Here is a 17,450-nt window from a genome sequence, read left to right as displayed (position 1 = left end):
GCATCCTCATTTAGGTCCTAAATATAAGATCCAAATAAATCCAGTTCGAGAGCTTCAGGAGCCGATGTTGCCACCTTTGCCGTCCGTCGGGACGCCACTCTCCCGACGTACTTTCCTTGCCGCGGCCGGAGGTGCGCTTACGGCTTTAGGCTTGGCCGGATGCGCCACGGCTGAATCCAGGCCAACCATTACGTTCCACCAGTCAAAACCGGAAGCAGTCCCGTACTTCCGCGACCTGGCAGCGAAGTTCACGGCATCGCAGGACCGGTTCCGCGTCCTGCACGATATGGCAACGAACCTTTCCGCCAGTTTCGTCCGCAGCAGTCCCCCGGACCTGGGCTGCCTCAACTACAACCTGGAGATGGCCCGCTTCATGGAGCGCGGCGCCCTTTCGGACCTTTCCGATCTCCCTGAAGCGGATTTCATCCGGGACGACGTACTCGACCTCACCAATTGGTATCCCACCTACGCAGGCCGGACCAGCGTCATCCCCTACTCGGTCATGGCCGCGTCCGTGATCTACAACCGCCGCATTTTCGAAGAGCACGGCCTGGCCGTCCCAACCACGTGGAACGAACTGATCGAGGTGTGTGAACGGCTCAAGGCGGCTGGCATAACCCCCATCTACGGCACATTCCGGGACCCTTGGACCGTGGCGCAGGGCATGTTCGACTACACGGTCGGCGGCATGGTGGACGTCCGGGCCTTTTATCAGAAGATGCACGGAACCGGCGAAAACGTCGGCCCGGGTTCCGAGGTGTCTTTCCAGAAGACGCTGCTGGAACCGGTGCGGCGCATGGTCCAGCTGACCGGCTACGTCAATCCCGATGCGTCCAGCCGCGGCTACGGGGATGGAAACACCGCCATGGCACAGGGCCAGGCCGCAATGTATTTCCAGGGGCCATGGGCCTTCGGGGAAATCGAAAAGGCCGGCACGGACGTGGACCTCGGCACGTTCCCGCTGCCCATGACCGATGACCCCGCCGACCTCAAGGTGCGCGTGAACATCGACCTCTCGCTCTGGGTTCCGGAAGCCGCGAACGGACAGGAGGGCGCACGTGCCTTCCTTCAATACCTTCTGCAGCCGGAAATCCAGGACCCGTACAACGCCAAATTCCTGGGGTTTGGCACGGCCAAGGACGCGCCGCCGGTCGCGGACCCCCGGATTGTCGAGATGCAGAAGTACTACGACGAGGGCCGGTTCTACATGGGCGCCTCACAGTTCATCCCGAACACCATTCCCGCCGCCAACTACATCCAATCGATCATCGGTGGCGCCGATCCCGAGAGCACCCTGCGTCGGATGGACGCTGACTGGGCCAGCCTGGCGTTCCGGGCGTAATCACACTTCCCTATCCGATGCACGAAACGAGGATTCACCCATGTCATCAATGACGAAACCCGCCACCCGGGCGGTGGTGACGGACCCGGCAGGGATGAAGGCGGCCAGCATGCGCAAGAGCCGGGTCGACCCGCTCTACTACTTGTTCCTCTTCCCTTCCCTGCTGATCTTCACCCTCGCCGTCACGCTCCCCGCTGTGCTCGGATTCATCTACAGCTTCACGAACTCCGTTGGCTTCGGTGAATTCGGTTTCATCGGCGTCCGGAACTTCATCGCAGTCTTCCGCGACGAAGGAATCCTCGGTGCCTACGGATTCACGCTCGCCTTTTCGCTGGTGACAGTCATCGTCGTGAATGTCCTGGCCTTCCTCCTGGCCCTGGGACTGACGGCACGTGTCCGCTTCCGCACCGCCCTCCGCACGGTGTTCGTGATCCCGATGGTGATCTCCGGCATCGTCATCGCCTTCGTCTTCCAGTACCTTTTCTCGAATTCGCTGCCCCTGCTGGGCAAGGGCCTGGGGATCGAACCCCTTGCTTCGAGCATCCTCGCCAACCCGGACCTGGCCTGGCTGGGCATCGTGTTCGTCACCGCGTGGCAGTCCGTCCCGAGCGCCATGCTGATCTACATCGCCGGGCTCCTGACGGTCCCGCCGGAGGTCTATGAGGCGAGCTCCATCGACGGCGCATCCCCCTGGCACAACCTGCGCCACATTACCCTGCCGCTCGTTGCCGGGTACGCCGTGATCAATACGGTGCTCGGCTTCAAGAACTACCTCAACGCCTATGACATCATCGTCGGCCTGACGGACGGCGGCCCCGGGGTAGCGACCCGCAGCGTCGCGATGGCGATCTTCCGTGGCTTCGAAGGCGGCGATTACGCCTACCAGATGGCCAATGCCGTGATCTTCTTCCTCATCAGCGTGGCCATCGCGCTCATCCAACTCCGCTTCACCCGTGGCAAAGGAGGGATCGCAGCATGAGCACGGCGACCCGCACCATCCCCGCAGAACCAGTGACCCCAGGATCAACCACCTCAGGCCGGCGCCGGCCCCGTACCGGCCGGGAGCGCACCAATTGGCCCGCCACCGTCATCCTCATCGTCTGCACCCTTGCGGTGCTGGGTCCCCTGTACGTCACCATCAGCATGGCGTTCAAGACCACCGGCCAGGCTGTGGACGGCAATGCCTTTTCGCTGCCCGGTCCACTGACCCTCGACAGTTTCGCCCAGGCCTGGACGCTCACGAACTTTCCCCGCGGGTTCGCGATCTCGGTGTTTGTGTCCGTGACCGCAGTCATCGGCGAGATCGTCGTTTCGGCGCTGGCGGCCTACGCAATCGTCCGCAACTGGGACCGGCGCCTCTTCCGGTGGTCGTTCTTCTACCTGCTCGCGGCCATGTTCATTCCGTTCCCCGTGGTGGCGCTGCCGCAAATCCAACTCACCGGCCTCGTCGGACTGGACAATCCCCTCGGCGTCGCAATCCTGCACATCGTCTTTGCCCTGGCGTTCAACACGATGCTCTTCACCGCTTTCCTGCGCTCGATCCCGCTGGAGTTGGAGGAAAGCATGCGGATGGACGGGGCCGGCACCTGGCAGGTGTTCTGGCGGCTCATCTTCCCCCTGCTCGGACCCATGAGCGCCACCGTGGGCATTTTCGCATTCATCGGATCCTGGAACGACTTCATGATGCCGTCACTGATCATTTCCGATCCTGAACTCCAGACCATTCCCGTGCTGCAGAAGATCTTCCAGACGCAGTTCAGCAACAGCTACAACGTGGCTTTCGCCTCCTACCTGATGGCCATGGCACCGGCGATCATTGTCTACCTGTTGACCCAACGCTGGGTCATGTCCGGCCTCACCCAGGGCGCAGTCAAGTGACCCCCGCGGGAACGGCATCCGTGGAGCGGAAGGACCAAAGCACGCCTCCCGCCGTCGAAACCCCCGCCGGCACGGATGCCCGGGTTGGAATCGATGTCGGCGGGACGTGGATCAAGGGTGCGCTCATTGACGTGGCCAGCGGCATCCCTGCCGGTACCGTCCGCCGCCTGCAGACGCCTGCCGGCGGAAGCGTGGATGCGGTTGCGGACGCCGTCGACCGGCTCATCACGGAGCTCGAAGCCGGCAGTCCCGGTGCTGCGGGCAGGCCTGTCGGCATCGCCATCCCCTCGATCGTCCAACACGGGGTGGCCAGGTCAGCGGCGAACATGGACGCCGGCTGGATTGGGCGGGATGTCCAGTCCTACCTGCAGTCCCGGCTTGGCCGGCCTGTCTGCGTCGTCAACGACGCGGACGCTGCCGGTTTGGCGGAAGCCCGTTACGGCGCCGGGTCGGCCAGGAAGGGCGTTGTCCTGGTCCTGACCCTGGGAACGGGCATCGGATCGGCACTGATTGTCGACGGCAGGCTGGTGCCCAACTTCGAATTGGGCCACCTGGAAATCGGCGGCTTCAAGGCCGAATCCCGGACCTCCGCCGTGGCCCGCGAAAACGAAGGCCTCGACTGGGTGGAGTACGCCGGCCGGCTGCAGCGGTACCTGGCCCATGTTGAGTTCCTGTTCTCGCCGGACCTCATCATCATCGGCGGGGGAATCTCGGTGTGCAGCCACGAATACCTTCCCCGCCTGTCACTGCGCACCCCGGTCATCCCGGCGAAGCTGGAAAACTTGGCGGGCGTGGTGGGCGCTGCCCTGCAGGCAACAGCTGCCGGCAAAGAGATCATCCAAAATACCTGAAGTGTGACGTGGAATACTTCGGTACAGATACCGCAGGATGCGCCCGCGGTGGGCGGAAGGGGCTGTTGCATGCAGGGAACGGTTAACGAAGACGAAGAGGCGCGCCGGCATGTGCTGTCCGCGGTAGCACGGGAACGCGAACTCGGCCTGCGTCCGGACGCGGACTTTGACCGGCGCCTCGAAGAGCACTTCCCCACCCTCCGCAGCCTGTTCCACTCCCTGTACGGCGCACGCCGGGACTGGCTGGACCAGCTCTCCGCCCTGGTGGTCCAGAGCGCACGGTCCTGGCAGGAGCGCCCCCAGGATTTGAAGGCCCTCGACGCGGAACGGGAAGGTAACCCTGACTGGTTCCAGTCCAACCGCATGCTCGGCGGCGTCTGCTATGTGGACCGCTATGCCGAGAGCCTGGAGGGGGTCCGGGCCCGCATTCCCTATTTCAAGGAGCTGGGCCTGACCTACCTGCACCTCATGCCCCTGTTCCTGGCGCCCGAGCCCCACTCGGACGGCGGTTACGCGGTCTCCAGCTACCGCCAGGTCAACCCGAAACTGGGCTCCATGGAGCAACTGCGCAGCCTCGCCGCCGAACTGAAGGCCAACGGGATCAGCCTGGTGGTGGACTTCATCTTCAACCACACCTCCGATGAACACGAGTGGGCCCGCAAGGCGGCAGCCGGAGACCCGGAGTACAGCGACTACTACTGGATCTTCCCGGACCGCACCATGCCCGACGCGTTCGAGGCCAATGTGCGCGAGATCTTCCCCGAGAACCATTCCGGGTCCTTCATCCAGATGGAGGACGGCCGGTGGGTCTGGGCCACGTTCCACACCTACCAGTGGGACCTGAACTACTCCAACCCGGACGTTTTCCGGGCCATGGCAGGAGAAATGCTGTTCCTGGCCAACCAGGGCGTGGACATCCTCCGCATGGATGCCGTGGCCTTCATCTGGAAGCAGCTGGGCACCCCCTGCGAGAACCTGCCCCAGGCGCACACCCTGCTGCGGGCCTTCAACGCCGTGTGCCGGCTGGCAGCGCCGTCGCTGCTGTTCAAGTCCGAGGCCATCGTGCATCCGGACGAGGTGGCGCTCTACATTGACCCCAAGGAGTGCCAGCTTTCCTACAACCCGCTGCAGATGGCGCTCATCTGGGAGTCCCTGGCCACCCGGGACACTTCGCTCCTGGCCCAGGCACTGGAACGGCGGCACAACATCCCGGACGGTACCGCCTGGGTGAACTACGTCCGCAGCCACGACGACATCGGCTGGACCTTCGCGGACGAGGACGCGGCGGAGCTGGGCATTAAGGGCTTCGACCACCGCCGCTTCCTGAACTCCTTCTACGTCAACCGGTTCCCCGGCAGCTTCGCCCGCGGCGTCCCGTTCCAGGACAACCCAAAGACCGGGGACTGCCGGATTTCCGGCACGACGGCGTCCCTGTGCGGCATGGAGGTCAACCCGGCCGAGGCGGTGGAACGGATCCTCCTGGCCCACTCGGTGCCGTTCAGCACCGGCGGCATCCCGCTGCTGTACCTGGGCGACGAGGTGGGGCAGGTCAACGACTACGGGTACGCCTCCGAGCCGGGCCATGAAGAGGACAGCCGCTGGGTGCACCGCCCCCACTTCCCCGCTGACCAGTACGCCCGGCGGGAAGACCCTTCCACGCCCGGGGGCGCTGTCTACGCAGGGCTGAAGCGGATGATCGAGGTCCGCAGCGGCACCCCCGAACTGGCAGGCACCACGCTGGTGGATTTCGCCACCCACAACCGGTCGGTACTCGCGTACCAGCGGCCGGGCGAGGTGGAGGGCGGCAGCACCATCCTGGCGCTGGCGAACTTCAGCGACTCCGCCCAGGCCCTGCCGGCGGAAACCTTCGGCGGTTTCGCTCCTGCCGCCGTCGACCTTCTCTCCGAGGCAACCCTGCCGCTGGACGACGGCGTGACGCTCCTCCCCCGGCAATACCTCTGGCTGCGCGTCACTCCGCGGTAATCGGGAGCCGGCGATTGGGACCTGGCACCGGGGCGTGAAACCATACGGATCATGGCCTCCAAGATTGCGTACCAGGGTGAGCCCGGCGCCAACTCCAATATCGCGTGTCAGCAAATGTTCCCGGACATGGACAGTGTGCCGTGCGCCAGCTTCGAGGACGCCTTTGAGCTGGTGACCACCGGCGAGGCGGACCTGGCCATGATCCCCATCGAGAACTCCATCGCGGGCCGGGTCGCGGACATCCACATCCTGCTGCCGCAGTCCAACCTGCAGATCGTGGGCGAGTACTTCCTGCCCATCCATTTCGACCTGCTGGGCATCCCGGGCAGCACCATCGAAGGCGCCACCGAGGTGCACAGCCACATCCACGCACTGGGCCAGTGCCGGAAGCTGATCCGCGAGCACGGCCTCAAGCCCGTCATCGCCGGCGACACCGCAGGGTCCGCCCGCGAGGTGGCCGAGTGGAACGATCCCCGCAAGCTTTCCCTCGCTCCCCCGCTGGCCGCGCAGATCTACGGCCTGGACGTGCTGGCCTCGCGCGTGGAGGACGATCCCTCCAACACCACCCGCTTCGTGGTCCTGGCCCGGGAAACGGCACTGCCGGCCCGGGATGAACTTCCCGGACCGGCAGTCACCAGCTTCGTGTTCCGCGTCCGCAACGTGCCCTCCGCCCTGTACAAGGCACTGGGCGGCTTCGCCACCAACGGCGTGAACATGACCCGCCTGGAGAGCTACATGGTGGGCAATGAGTTCGCCGCCACCATGTTCATGGCCGACGTTGAAGGCCACCCCGGGGACCTGCCGCTGAAGCTGGCCCTCGAGGAACTGGACTTCTTCACCACCGAGGTGCGGATCCTTGGCGTGTATCCGGCGGCCGACTACCGGGCGGCGGCTGCCACGGCCTGACGCGGCTTGGCCGGCGTGGCCTGCAGTACCGGTGCAAAGAACGCGCCGAGTTCCGCGGTTGCCGTCAGCGGCAGGACGTTGGCAACGTACTGGTCAGGGCGGACCACCACCACCACACCGTTGCGGTCCAGTCCGCGCAGGTCGAAGATGTCCGCCGTGGGATCCGTGGCGTAGACCTTTTCGTAGTCGGTCAGCTTGTACGGGCCCACCAGCGGTTTGAAGACGGCCGGCACCGAGCTGATATCGACGGCGGTGTGCGGCTGCTGGTAAATGACCTTCAGGTCGAACCACGCGTCCGGGTCGGCGCCGGCAGGGGTGGCGGCCAGCGGGGACTCGGGCGAATTGGCAAACCACTCGGCGAGCATGTCCGTGGCGGAGCCGGTGCCGGGCAGGGCGGAATCGGCGAACACGTAGATCCGCCAGCGCCCGTCAGCGGTGGCGTGGTGGCCAAGATGGATCGGGTTGGTATCGCCCACGCGGACCACGGGCGCCGATTTGAAGCGCTTCCCCACCGGGAAGCCGGTGGCCAGGTCCTGGTGGTCCGCCGGACCAACGATCAGGGAGGGCGTGTACTGGGTCATGAAGCCGGCAGGGAATTCCGCGGTCTGCACGTAGAAGTCCTCGAGGTCGGACGGGTGCTCGAACTCCTCCGGCTTCTTGGCCATCATGGTGGACCATTCCTTGTCGAAGTCGATCAGGTTCTTGGCCACCACCTGGCGTTCCTCGGAGTAGGTGGTCAGCAGGCTTTCCGGGCTGCGGCCCTCGAGGACGTGGCCCAGCTTCCAGGCGATGTTGAAGCCGTCCTGCATGGAGACGTTCATGCCCTGGCCGGCCTTGGCGCTGTGGGTGTGGCAGGCGTCGCCGGTGATGAACACCCGGGGAGTCCGGGTGCCGCGCTCCTCCGGCAGGACGTCGTCGAACCTGTCCGTGAGGCGGTGGCCCACCTCGTACACGCTGTGCCAGGCGATGTTCCGGACGTCCAGGGTGTAGGGGTGGAGGATCGCGTTGGCCTTGGCGATGATCTCCTCGATGCTGGTATTGCGCACCGAGTGCTGGCTGGCGGGATCGACCTCGCCCAGGTCCACGTACATGCGGAAAAGGTGGCCGCCTTCGCGCGGGATGAGCAGGATGCTGCCCTCGGCGCCCTGGATGGCGCACTTGGTCCGGATGTCCGGGAAGTCGGTGACCGCCAGCGCGTCCATGACGCCCCAGGCGTGGTTGGCCTGGTCGCCCGCGAGCGTGCAGCCGATGGCCTGCCGCACCTTGCTGCGGGCGCCGTCGGCACCCACCACGTACTTGGCGCGGACGGTGCGCTCCTGGCCCTCGCTGGGGCCGGCCGTGTGGCGGAGCGTCACGGTGACCGGGTAGTCGCCCTCCCGGGCAACGGTCAGGCCCTGGAATTCGTAGCCGTAATCGGGCTTGAGGCGGGTGGGCGAATTTGCGGCGAACTCGGCGAAGTAGTCCAGCACGCGGGCCTGGTTCACGATGAGGTGCGGGAATTCACTGATCCCCATCTCGTCATCTACCGCGCGGGCAGTCCGGATGATGTTGGCATGGTTGGCAGGGTCCGGCTTCCAGAAGGCCATCTCGGTGATGCGGTAGGCCTCGGCGATGATGCGCTCGGCGAAACCGAAGGCCTGGAAGGTCTCCACGCTGCGCGCCTGGATGCCGTCCGCCTGCCCGATGGCGAGCCGGCCGGGGCGGCGTTCGATGATCCGGGTGGTGATGTTGGGGAACATGGAGAGCTGCGCGGCGGCAAGCATTCCGGCGGGGCCGGTGCCGACGATGAGCACGTCCACTTCCTCCGGAAGCTCTTCGGGGCGGTCAAGGCCAACGCCTGCCGCGGGCTGGACACGGGGGTCGCCGGATACGTATCCGTGGTGGTGGAACTGCACGGGATGTCCTCACTTCGTCGTGGCTGGAACTCGATCACTACTTGTTCTATATCAGAACATGCGATTCGATAATCGAAACATAGGTCTTGGCATCCACTGTACGCCTCCTGTGATCCAGGCGACAAGTACTCCGGACGGGCGTCCGGGGAGAGGCGGAAATCCAAGGGTTGACGGACGTCGATGGATGGGTAATAGTGATCGTATACGATTTCGTACCTGATGAGGAGAAGGCTTTGGAGCAGGTCAACGGCGACACCCTGGCAGCAGCACGCAAGGTGATCGCGGTGCACATCAACTACCCCAGCCGGGCCGCCCAGCGCGGGCGTACCCCGGCGCAGCCGTCCTACTTCCTCAAGCCGTCGTCGTCCCTCGCCCTGAGCGGGAGCCCCGTTGAGCGCCCGGCCGGCTGTGAACTGCTCGGCTACGAGGGCGAGATCGCCCTGGTGATCGGCAAGGCCGCCCGCCGCGTTTCGATTGAGGACGCCTGGAGCCACGTTGCCGCCGTCACCGCCAGCAACGACCTTGGCGTCTATGACCTGCGCTGGGCGGACAAGGGCTCCAACCTCCGGTCCAAGGGCGGCGACGGGTTCACGCCGGTGGGCCCGGCACTTCTTCCGGCAGACGCCGTCGAACCTTCCCGGCTGCGGATCCGCACCTGGCACAACGGCGACCTGGTGCAGGACGACACCACCGCGGACCTGCTCTTCCCGTTCGCCCGCCTGGTGGCGGACCTGTCCCAGCTGCTCACCCTCGAAGAAGGGGACATCATCCTCACCGGCACGCCCGCCGGGGCGTCCGTAGCAAAGCCCGGCGACGTGCTGGAAGTCGAGGTCGGTACCGTTGACGGCGCCCTCACCACGGGCCGGCTGGTCACCACGGTGGAGGAAGGCACGACGGCGTTCGCGGACTTTGGTGCCCAGCCCAAGGTGGACGACCTGCAGCGGGAGGAAGCGTACGGATCCCGGGAAGCTGCCGGCCTGGCGGCCCCTGCGGGTGTTCTGTCCCCGGAGTTGAAGGCCAAGCTTGAGTCCGTGGCCACCGCCACCCTGTCTTCCCAGATGCGCAAGCGGGGCCTTGACAACGTCAGCATTGACGGGCTGCAGGCCACCCGCCCGGACCGGCGCGTGGTGGGCGTGGCCCGCACCCTGCGGTATGTGCCCAACCGGGAAGACCTGTTCAAGACCCATGGCGGTGGATTCAATGCCCAGAAGCGCGCCATCGACTCCGTCAACGAGGGCGAAATCCTGGTCATGGAGGCCCGCGGCGAGAAGGGCACCGGCACCGTGGGCGACATCCTGGCCCTCCGCGCCCAGGTCCGCGGCGCCGCCGCCATCATCACCGACGGCGGGGTCCGCGACTACTCCGCCGTGGCAGACCTTGAAATGCCCACCTACTTCGCCAACCCGCACCCCGCGGTGCTGGGCCGCCGCCACATCCCCTGGGACACCGACATCACCATCGCCTGCGGCGGCGCCACCGTGCAGCCCGGCGACATCATCGTGGCCGATTCGGACGGCATCCTGGTCATCCCGCCGGCCATCGCCGAAGAGCTGGTGGAGGACTGCATCCAGCAGGAAAAGGAGGAGGCGTTCATCTTCGAGATGGTCAAGCAGGGCAACAGCGTGGACGGCCTCTACCCGATGAACACCGAGTGGCAGGAACGCTACGAGGAATGGGCAGGAAAGAACGATGACTGAGACAGCCGTGACCGAGGCGGCCGCCACCCCCGGCAGCAAGTCTGAACAGGCGTACCAGGCCGTCAAGGCCCGGATCGTGGAGGGCACCTACACTCCCGGCTACCGGCTGGTGCTGGGTTCCATCGCCAAGGACCTGGGCTTCAGCGTGGTACCGGTCCGGGAAGCCATCCGCCGGCTCGAAGCCGAGGGCCTGGTGACGTTCGAACGCAACGTCGGCGCCACCGTCGCCGGGATCGACCCCACCGAATACCTCTACACCATGCAGACCCTGAGCATCGTGGAAGGCGCCGCCACCGCCCTGTCCGCGCCGCTGATCGACGCAGCCGCCATCGCCCGGGCCCGCGCCGTGAACCAGGAGATGCGCGACTGCCTGGACCACTTCGATCCGGTCCGGTTCACCCAGCTCAACCAGGACTTCCACTCCGTCCTGTTCGAACACTGCCCCAACCCGCACATCCTGGACCTGGTGCACCGCGGCTGGAACCGGCTCGCCTCGCTCCGGTCCTCCACCTTCCGCTTCGTCCCCGGCCGCGCCCGCGACTCCGTGGAGGAACACGAAAACCTGCTGAAGCTCATCGAAACCGGAGCCGACGCAGAACAGATCGAAAAAGCCGCCAGGCTCCACCGTTCCGCCACCCTGGACGCGTACCTGGCCCAAACCAACCACTGACCCACTGACATCCACCCAGTTAGGACTTCAACGATGACGACCTCGGTAGAAACCAGCAAGCACTACATTCCCGAAGACCTGCCCACCCACATCCAGCACTACATCAACGGCGAGTTCGTCGACTCCGTGGGCGGCAAGACCTTCGATGTCCTGGACCCGGTCTCCAACCGGAACTACGCCACCGCCGCGGCCGGCCAGAAAGAGGACATCGGCCTCGCCGTCGCCGCCGCCCGCGACGCCTTCACCAACGGTCCGTGGCCGAAGATGAAGCCCCGCGAGCGCGCCCGCGTCCTGAACCGGATCGCCGACGCCGTCGAAGCCCAGGAAGCACGGCTGGCCGAACTGGAGACCTTCGACACCGGCCTGCCCATCACCCAGGCCAAGGGCCAGGCCCTGCGCGCCGCCGAGAACTTCCGTTTCTTCGCGGACCTGATCGTGGCCCAGTTCGATGACGCCATGAAGGTCCCCGGCTCGCAGATCAACTACGTCAACCGCAAGCCGATCGGCGTGGCAGGCCTGATCACGCCGTGGAACACGCCGTTCATGCTGGAGTCCTGGAAGCTCGCCCCGGCGCTGGCCACGGGCAACACCGTGGTCCTCAAGCCCGCCGAGTTCACCCCGCTGTCCGCCTCGCTGTGGGCCACCATCTTCAAGGACGCCGGCCTGCCCGACGGCGTCTTCAACCTGGTCAACGGCCTGGGTGAGGAAGCCGGCGACGCCCTGGTCAAGCACCCGGACGTTCCGCTGATCTCCTTCACCGGCGAGACCACCACCGGCCAGACGATCTTCCGCAACGCCGCCGCCAACCTCAAGGGCCTGTCCATGGAACTCGGCGGCAAGTCCCCGTGCGTGGTGTTCGCAGACGCCGACCTGGACGCCGCGATCGACTCCGCCCTGTTCGGTGTCTTCTCCCTCAACGGCGAACGCTGCACCGCCGGCTCCCGCATCCTGGTGGAGCGCGCCATCTACGACGAGTTCTGCGAGAAGTACGCCGCCCGGGCAAAGAACATCGTGGTGGGCGATCCCCACGATCCCAAGACCCAGGTGGGCGCCCTGGTCCACCCGGAACACTACGAAAAGGTGGCCTCCTACGTGGAAATCGGCAAGTCCGAAGGCCGGCTGCTGGCCGGCGGCGGCCGCCCCGGCCACCTGCCCGAAGGCAACTACATCGCACCCACGGTGTTCGCCGACGTCGCCCCCGACGCCCGGATCTTCCAGGAGGAGATCTTCGGACCCGTCGTGGCCATCACCCCGTTCGAGAACGACGACGAGGCCCTCGCCCTGGCCAACAACACCAAGTACGGCCTGGCCGCCTACATCTGGACCCAGAACCTGACCCGGGCCCACAACTTCTCGCAGAACGTCGAGGCCGGCATGGTGTGGCTGAACAGCCACAACGTCCGCGACCTGCGCACCCCGTTCGGCGGCGTCAAGGCTTCCGGCCTGGGCCACGAGGGCGGCTACCGCTCCATCGACTTCTACACCGACCAGCAGGCCGTGCACATCACCCTCGGCACCGTCCACACCCCCAAATTCGGCGCCTAAGCCAGCCGGCCGCCGTCGTACCTTCCAAGCCCCTTTCAAAGAAGAGAGACTCCAATGACCAACTTCGTCCCCACCCCCACCGTCCCGGCACCGGACATCGTCCGCTGCGCCTACATGGAAATCGTGGTCACCGACCTCGCACGCTCCCGTGAGTTCTACGTGGACGTCCTGGGACTGCACGTCACCGAGGAAGACGACAACGCGATCTACCTGCGCTCCCTGGAGGAGTTCATCCACCACAACCTCGTGCTCCGCAAGGGCCCGGTGGCCGCCGTCGCCGCTTTCGCCTACCGGGTCAAGTCCCCCGCGGAGGTTGACGCCGCCGAGGCCTACTACCGCGAGCTCGGCTGCCGGGTGGAGCGCCGCAAGGAAGGCTTCACCAAGGGCATCGGCGACTCCGTCCGCGTGGAGGACCCGCTGGGCTTCCCCTACGAGTTCTTCTACGACGTGGAGCACGTGGAGCGCCTCACCCAGCGCTACGACCTCTACTCCGCCGGCGAACTGGTCCGCCTGGACCACTTCAACCAGGTCACCCCGGACGTCCCGCGCGGCCGCAAGTACCTTGAGGACCTGGGCTTCCGCGTCTCCGAGGACATCAAGGATGCCGACGGCGTCACGTACGCCGCGTGGATGCACCGCAAGCAGACCGTGCACGATACCGCCCTGACCGGCGGCAACGGCCCGCGCATGCACCACGTCGCGTTCGCCACGCACGAGAAGCACAACATCATCCAGATCTGCGACAAGATGGGCGCCCTGCGCATCAGCGACCGGATCGAACGCGGCCCCGGCCGCCACGGCGTGTCCAACGCCTTCTATCTCTACATCCTGGACCCGGACGGCCACCGCATCGAGATCTACACCCAGGACTACTACACCGGCGACCCCGACAACCCCACCATCACCTGGGACGTCCACGACAACCAGCGCCGCGACTGGTGGGGCAACCCCGTGGTCCCGTCCTGGTACACCGAGGCCTCCCTGGTCCTGGACCTCGACGGCAACCCGCAGCCCGTGATCGAGCGCGAGGAAAAGTCCGAAATGGCCGTCACGGTGGGCGCCGACGGCTTCTCCTACACCCGGAAGGACGGCGCGCCGGAAGGCGACCGGACGGGATTCAAGCTGGGAGTGCAGGTCTAATAGATGCTGGAGCCAACGACGATTGAGGCCATCGCGGACGAGCTGGTGGAAGCCGGCCGGACCCGCACCCCTGTCCCCCGCCTGACCGCCCGCTATCCGGACATGACCGTGGAGGACTCCTACGCCGTCCAGCAGTTGTGGCGCCGCCGCAACGAGGAGGCCGGCCGGACCCTGGTGGGGCGCAAGATCGGCCTCACGTCCAAGGCCATGCAGGCCGCCACGGGCATCACCGAACCGGACTACGGCGCCATCTTCGATGACATGGTCCTGGACACCGGCTGCTCGGTCCAGTGGGACCGGTACACGCACCCGCGGGTGGAGGTGGAGCTCGCGTTCGTGCTCAAGGACGGGCTCAAGGGCCCGGGCGTCACCATCTTCGACGTCCTGAAGGCCACCGACTACGTGGTTCCGGCCCTCGAGATCCTGGATTCCAGGATCGAAATGGAGGGCAGGACCATCGTGGACACCATCTCGGACAACGCCGCGATGGGTGCCATGGTGATCGGCGGCAATCCGGTCAAGCCGGGCGCCGTGGACCTGCGGTGGGTCTCCGCCATCCTTTACAAGAACCAGACCGTGGAGGAGACCGGCGTGGCCGCCGGCGTCCTGGACCACCCGGCCAACGGCGTCCACTGGCTGGCCAACAAGATCGCGGCCCACGGCGATTCGCTCAAGGCCGGGGACATCATCCTGGCCGGCTCGTTCACCCGCCCCATGTGGGTGTACAAGGGCGACACCGTCCACGCCGACTACGGACCCCTGGGGAGTGTCACGTGCCGCTTCGAATAGAGGACACCTTCCGGTCCGCGCTGGCTGCGGCGGACCGGCCGCTGGCGGGCATGTGGGTCTGTTCCGGCAGCCCGCTGATCGCAGAACTGTGCGCGGGTGCGGGGCTGGACTGGCTGCTGGTGGACGCCGAACACAGCCCCAATGGGCTCGAATCCATCCTCGCCCAGCTCCAGGCCATCCACGGCTACCCGGTCCACGCCATGGTCCGGCCGCCGGTTAATGACACCGTGGTGATCAAGCAGTACCTGGATCTTGGCGTGCAGAACCTGCTGATCCCCATGGTGAACTCGGCGGCCGAGGCAGAAGCAGCAGTGGCGGCCACCCGCTACCCGCCCCAGGGCGTCCGCGGCGTGGGTTCGGCCCTGGCCCGCGCCGCCCGCTGGAACCGGGTCCCTGACTACCTGGCCCGCGCCAACGACACCATCAGCGTCACCGTCCAGATCGAATCCACCGCCGCGGTGGATGCGGTGGAGGACATCCTTGCGGTGGGGGGCGTGGACGCCGTCTTCATGGGCCCCTCCGACCTCGCCGCCTCCATGGGCCTGCTGGGACAGCAGGAACACCCCGAGGTGCGTGCCGCGGTCGAACACTGCCTGTCCGCCGCCAAAGCGGCCGGCAAGCCCGCCGGCGTCAACGCCTTCAACCCCGACACAGCCCAGCACTACCTCGCCAACGGCGCCGCGTTCATCCTGGTGGGCGCCGACGTCGCCCTCCTCGCACGCGGCTCAGAAGCCCTCGCCGCGACATACGTTCCCCAGGCCGGCAGCGACAGCCGCGCCAGCTACTGACCACTTTTAGGACATCTTCGATGACAGTTACTACTGCGCTGCCCCCTGCCGTTTCACCGGAGCGTGAGGCCGCGCTCCTCGCGTCCGTGCCCACCGGCCTGCTGATCAATGGTGAGTGGGTGGAGGCGTCCGACGGCGGCACGTTTGATGTGCACGATCCCGCCACCGGGCAGGTGCTCGCCACCCTCGCCTCCGCCACCAGCCAGGATGCGATTGCCGCGCTGGACGCGGCGGACGCCGCCCAGGCCTCCTGGGCACGGACCGCGCCGCGCGTTCGGTCCGAGATCCTGCGAAAGGCGTTCGAGCTGGTCACCGAACGCGCCGAGGACTTCGCCCTGCTCATGACGTTGGAGATGGGCAAGCCCCTGGCCGAAGCCCGCGGTGAAGTCACCTACGGGGCCGAGTTCCTGCGCTGGTTCGCCGAGGAAACCGTCCGGGACTACGGCCGCTACCTCACCACCCCCGAAGGCAAAAACAGGATCCTGGTCCAGCACAAACCCGTCGGGCCCTGCCTGCTGATCACCCCGTGGAACTTCCCCCTCGCGATGGCCACCCGCAAGGTGGCCCCCGCCGTCGCGGCCGGCTGCACCATGGTGTTGAAGCCCGCCAAACTCACCCCGCTCACCGCACAGTACTTCGCCCAGACCATGCTCGACGCCGGCCTCCCGGCCGGGGTGTTGAACGTCGTCGCCTCCTCCTCCGCGTCCGGGATCTCCGGGCCGCTGCTGAAGGACTCCCGGCTGCGGAAGGTCTCCTTCACCGGCTCCACCCCGGTCGGGAAACGACTGATGGCCGACGCCGCGCAGAACGTCCTGCGGACCTCGATGGAGCTCGGCGGGAACGCCCCGTTCATCGTGTTCGAGGACGCCGACCTGGACGCCGCGGTCGACGGGGCGATGGCGGCGAAGATGCGGAACATGGGCGAAGCCTGCACCGCCGCCAACCGGTTCCTGGTCCACGAAACCGTCGCGCAGGAGTTCACCCAGAAGTTCGCCAAAGCGATGGGCGCCCTCACCACCGGCCGCGGCACCGAACCGGACACCAAGGTTGGCCCGCTGATTGACGGCGGCGCCCGCGACGACGTCCACGCCCTGGTATCAGCGGCTCTTGACGCCGGAGCCGTCGCCGTCACCGGCGGCGCCCCGGTGGACGGGCCCGGCTACTTCTACCAGCCCACCGTCCTGGCCGACGTGCCCAACGACGCGGCGATCCTGGGCCAGGAAATCTTCGGCCCCGTCGCCCCCGTCACCACCTTCAGCACCGAAGAAGACGCCATCAAACTCGCCAACGCCTCCGAGTACGGGCTCGCCTCCTACGTTTACAGCCGCGACTTCAACCGCCTCCTGCGCGTGGCGGAACAGATCGAGTTCGGCATGGTCGGGTTCAACGCAGGCGTCATCTCCAACGCAGCAGCACCCTTCGGCGGCGTCAAACAATCAGGCCTCGGCCGTGAAGGCGGCTCCGAAGGCATCGCCGAATACACCACCACCCAATACATCGGCATCGCCGACCCCTACGCCGGCTGACGGGTTCGCCGAACTGGCCCAGTTTCGAGCAGCGGGACCCGGGAAACACCCGGGTCCCGCGGTACATAATCCCCAAAACCGGGCCAATACGGCACTGCGCCAATTACGCGCGCAGTCAGCAGAAGCACCTGCCGCCCCTGGTAAAACGGGGAGGCAGGTGCTTTTTAATGCTGCTCAGGCGGCAGGGCGCGGCTGGTCCCGGTCGCCCCCTCCACCGGCGGCGGGAAGAGTCACGTAGGTGCCCTGCGGTCTGATGCCATGTCCGGAAACGGCTCCGGGCAGTGAGACATAGCTTCCCTTCGGCTGCGGCGGCACCTCCGGGCCGGCCGGCAGCGTGACGTAACTGCCCTCCGGCTGCGGCGGCACTTCCGAACCGGGGGGCAGGGTGACGTAGGTGCCCCCTCGGGAGTGGTGGGTGGCGGCTGTTGCGGGCGCTTCGG

General features: G+C 66.4%; 15 protein-coding genes. 13 read left to right on the top strand and 2 right to left on the bottom strand.

Features of this window, described 5'->3' with window-relative positions:
* Window positions 1-64 precede the first annotated feature (64 nt).
* The 6 genes from PUN71_RS18100 to PUN71_RS18075 all read left to right on the top strand — a co-directional run bounded on the left by PUN71_RS18100 (window position 65) and on the right by PUN71_RS18075 (window position 6,960).
* Window positions 65-1,342: an ABC transporter substrate-binding protein gene (locus PUN71_RS18100; RefSeq protein ID WP_277799508.1), complete on the top strand. Its 1,278-nt coding sequence runs from the start codon at window positions 65-67 to the stop codon at window positions 1,340-1,342.
* Between the two features lie 49 nt (window positions 1,343-1,391).
* Complete coding sequence (locus PUN71_RS18095) at window positions 1,392-2,321, top strand: carbohydrate ABC transporter permease (protein WP_502861032.1); 930 nt, start codon at window positions 1,392-1,394, stop codon at window positions 2,319-2,321.
* Entirely contained in the window at window positions 2,318-3,220 is a 903-nt protein-coding gene (locus PUN71_RS18090; protein WP_277799507.1) for a carbohydrate ABC transporter permease, read from the top strand. Before PUN71_RS18095 ends, PUN71_RS18090 begins: the two co-directional genes overlap by 4 nt.
* Before the next feature lie 89 nt (window positions 3,221-3,309).
* Complete coding sequence (gene ppgK, locus PUN71_RS18085) at window positions 3,310-4,071, top strand: polyphosphate--glucose phosphotransferase (protein ID WP_277799567.1); 762 nt, start codon at window positions 3,310-3,312, stop codon at window positions 4,069-4,071.
* A gap of 69 nt (window positions 4,072-4,140) precedes the next feature.
* Window positions 4,141-6,054, top strand: a complete 1,914-nt coding sequence (locus tag PUN71_RS18080) for an alpha-amylase family glycosyl hydrolase (RefSeq protein WP_277799506.1) — start codon at window positions 4,141-4,143, stop codon at window positions 6,052-6,054.
* A gap of 51 nt (window positions 6,055-6,105) precedes the next feature.
* The gene (locus PUN71_RS18075; protein WP_277799505.1) at window positions 6,106-6,960 is read left to right on the top strand and encodes a prephenate dehydratase; all 855 of its coding nucleotides are present in this window, start codon (window positions 6,106-6,108) and stop codon (window positions 6,958-6,960) included.
* Here PUN71_RS18075 and PUN71_RS18070 read toward each other — a convergent pair.
* Entirely contained in the window at window positions 6,933-8,855 is a 1,923-nt protein-coding gene (locus PUN71_RS18070) for an FAD-binding monooxygenase (RefSeq protein ID WP_277799504.1), read from the bottom strand. The two genes, PUN71_RS18075 and PUN71_RS18070, sit on opposite strands and share 28 nt — an antisense overlap.
* 233 nt (window positions 8,856-9,088) lie before the next feature.
* On the opposite strand from PUN71_RS18070, the gene PUN71_RS18065 reads away from it, so the two are divergent.
* From PUN71_RS18065 to PUN71_RS18035, 7 genes are read left to right on the top strand one after another with little or no spacing between them, the layout of a single operon-like run.
* Window positions 9,089-10,552 (top strand): fumarylacetoacetate hydrolase family protein, encoded by a 1,464-nt coding sequence (locus tag PUN71_RS18065; protein ID WP_277799566.1) that lies wholly within the window; start codon window positions 9,089-9,091, stop codon window positions 10,550-10,552.
* Window positions 10,545-11,222 carry a GntR family transcriptional regulator gene (locus PUN71_RS18060; RefSeq protein WP_277799503.1) on the top strand — a complete coding sequence of 226 codons (678 nt, stop codon included), beginning with the start codon at window positions 10,545-10,547 and terminating at the stop codon, window positions 11,220-11,222. The genes PUN71_RS18065 and PUN71_RS18060 overlap by 8 nt, the downstream gene beginning before the upstream one ends.
* 33 nt (window positions 11,223-11,255) lie before the next feature.
* Window positions 11,256-12,767, top strand: a complete 1,512-nt coding sequence (gene hpaE, locus PUN71_RS18055) for a 5-carboxymethyl-2-hydroxymuconate semialdehyde dehydrogenase (RefSeq protein WP_277799502.1) — start codon at window positions 11,256-11,258, stop codon at window positions 12,765-12,767.
* A gap of 54 nt (window positions 12,768-12,821) precedes the next feature.
* On the top strand, window positions 12,822-13,907 hold the full coding sequence (hpaD, locus tag PUN71_RS18050) for a 3,4-dihydroxyphenylacetate 2,3-dioxygenase (protein WP_277799501.1): 1,086 nt from the start codon (window positions 12,822-12,824) through the stop codon (window positions 13,905-13,907).
* 3 nt (window positions 13,908-13,910) lie between these two features.
* The gene (gene hpaH / locus PUN71_RS18045; RefSeq protein WP_277799500.1) at window positions 13,911-14,696 is read left to right on the top strand and encodes a 2-oxo-hept-4-ene-1,7-dioate hydratase; all 786 of its coding nucleotides are present in this window, start codon (window positions 13,911-13,913) and stop codon (window positions 14,694-14,696) included.
* Window positions 14,681-15,484, top strand: a complete 804-nt coding sequence (locus PUN71_RS18040; RefSeq protein ID WP_277799499.1) for an HpcH/HpaI aldolase family protein — start codon at window positions 14,681-14,683, stop codon at window positions 15,482-15,484. The genes hpaH and PUN71_RS18040 overlap by 16 nt, the downstream gene beginning before the upstream one ends.
* A 20-nt stretch (window positions 15,485-15,504) precedes the next feature.
* A complete protein-coding gene (locus PUN71_RS18035) occupies window positions 15,505-17,010 on the top strand; it encodes an NAD-dependent succinate-semialdehyde dehydrogenase (RefSeq protein WP_277799498.1) in 1,506 nt (501 codons plus the stop codon).
* A gap of 174 nt (window positions 17,011-17,184) precedes the next feature.
* Here the strand turns inward: PUN71_RS18035 and PUN71_RS18030 are convergent.
* A partial coding sequence (locus tag PUN71_RS18030; protein ID WP_277799497.1) for a hypothetical protein occupies window positions 17,185-17,450 on the bottom strand: 266 nt, incomplete at its 5' end.

The sequence above is a fragment of the Arthrobacter sp. NQ7 genome (assembly GCF_029581595.2).
Lineage (GTDB): Bacteria > Actinomycetota > Actinomycetes > Actinomycetales > Micrococcaceae > Arthrobacter > Arthrobacter phenanthrenivorans_B.
Note: the sequence above shows the minus strand (reverse complement) of the source record. Positions and strands in the feature narration are given on the sequence as shown.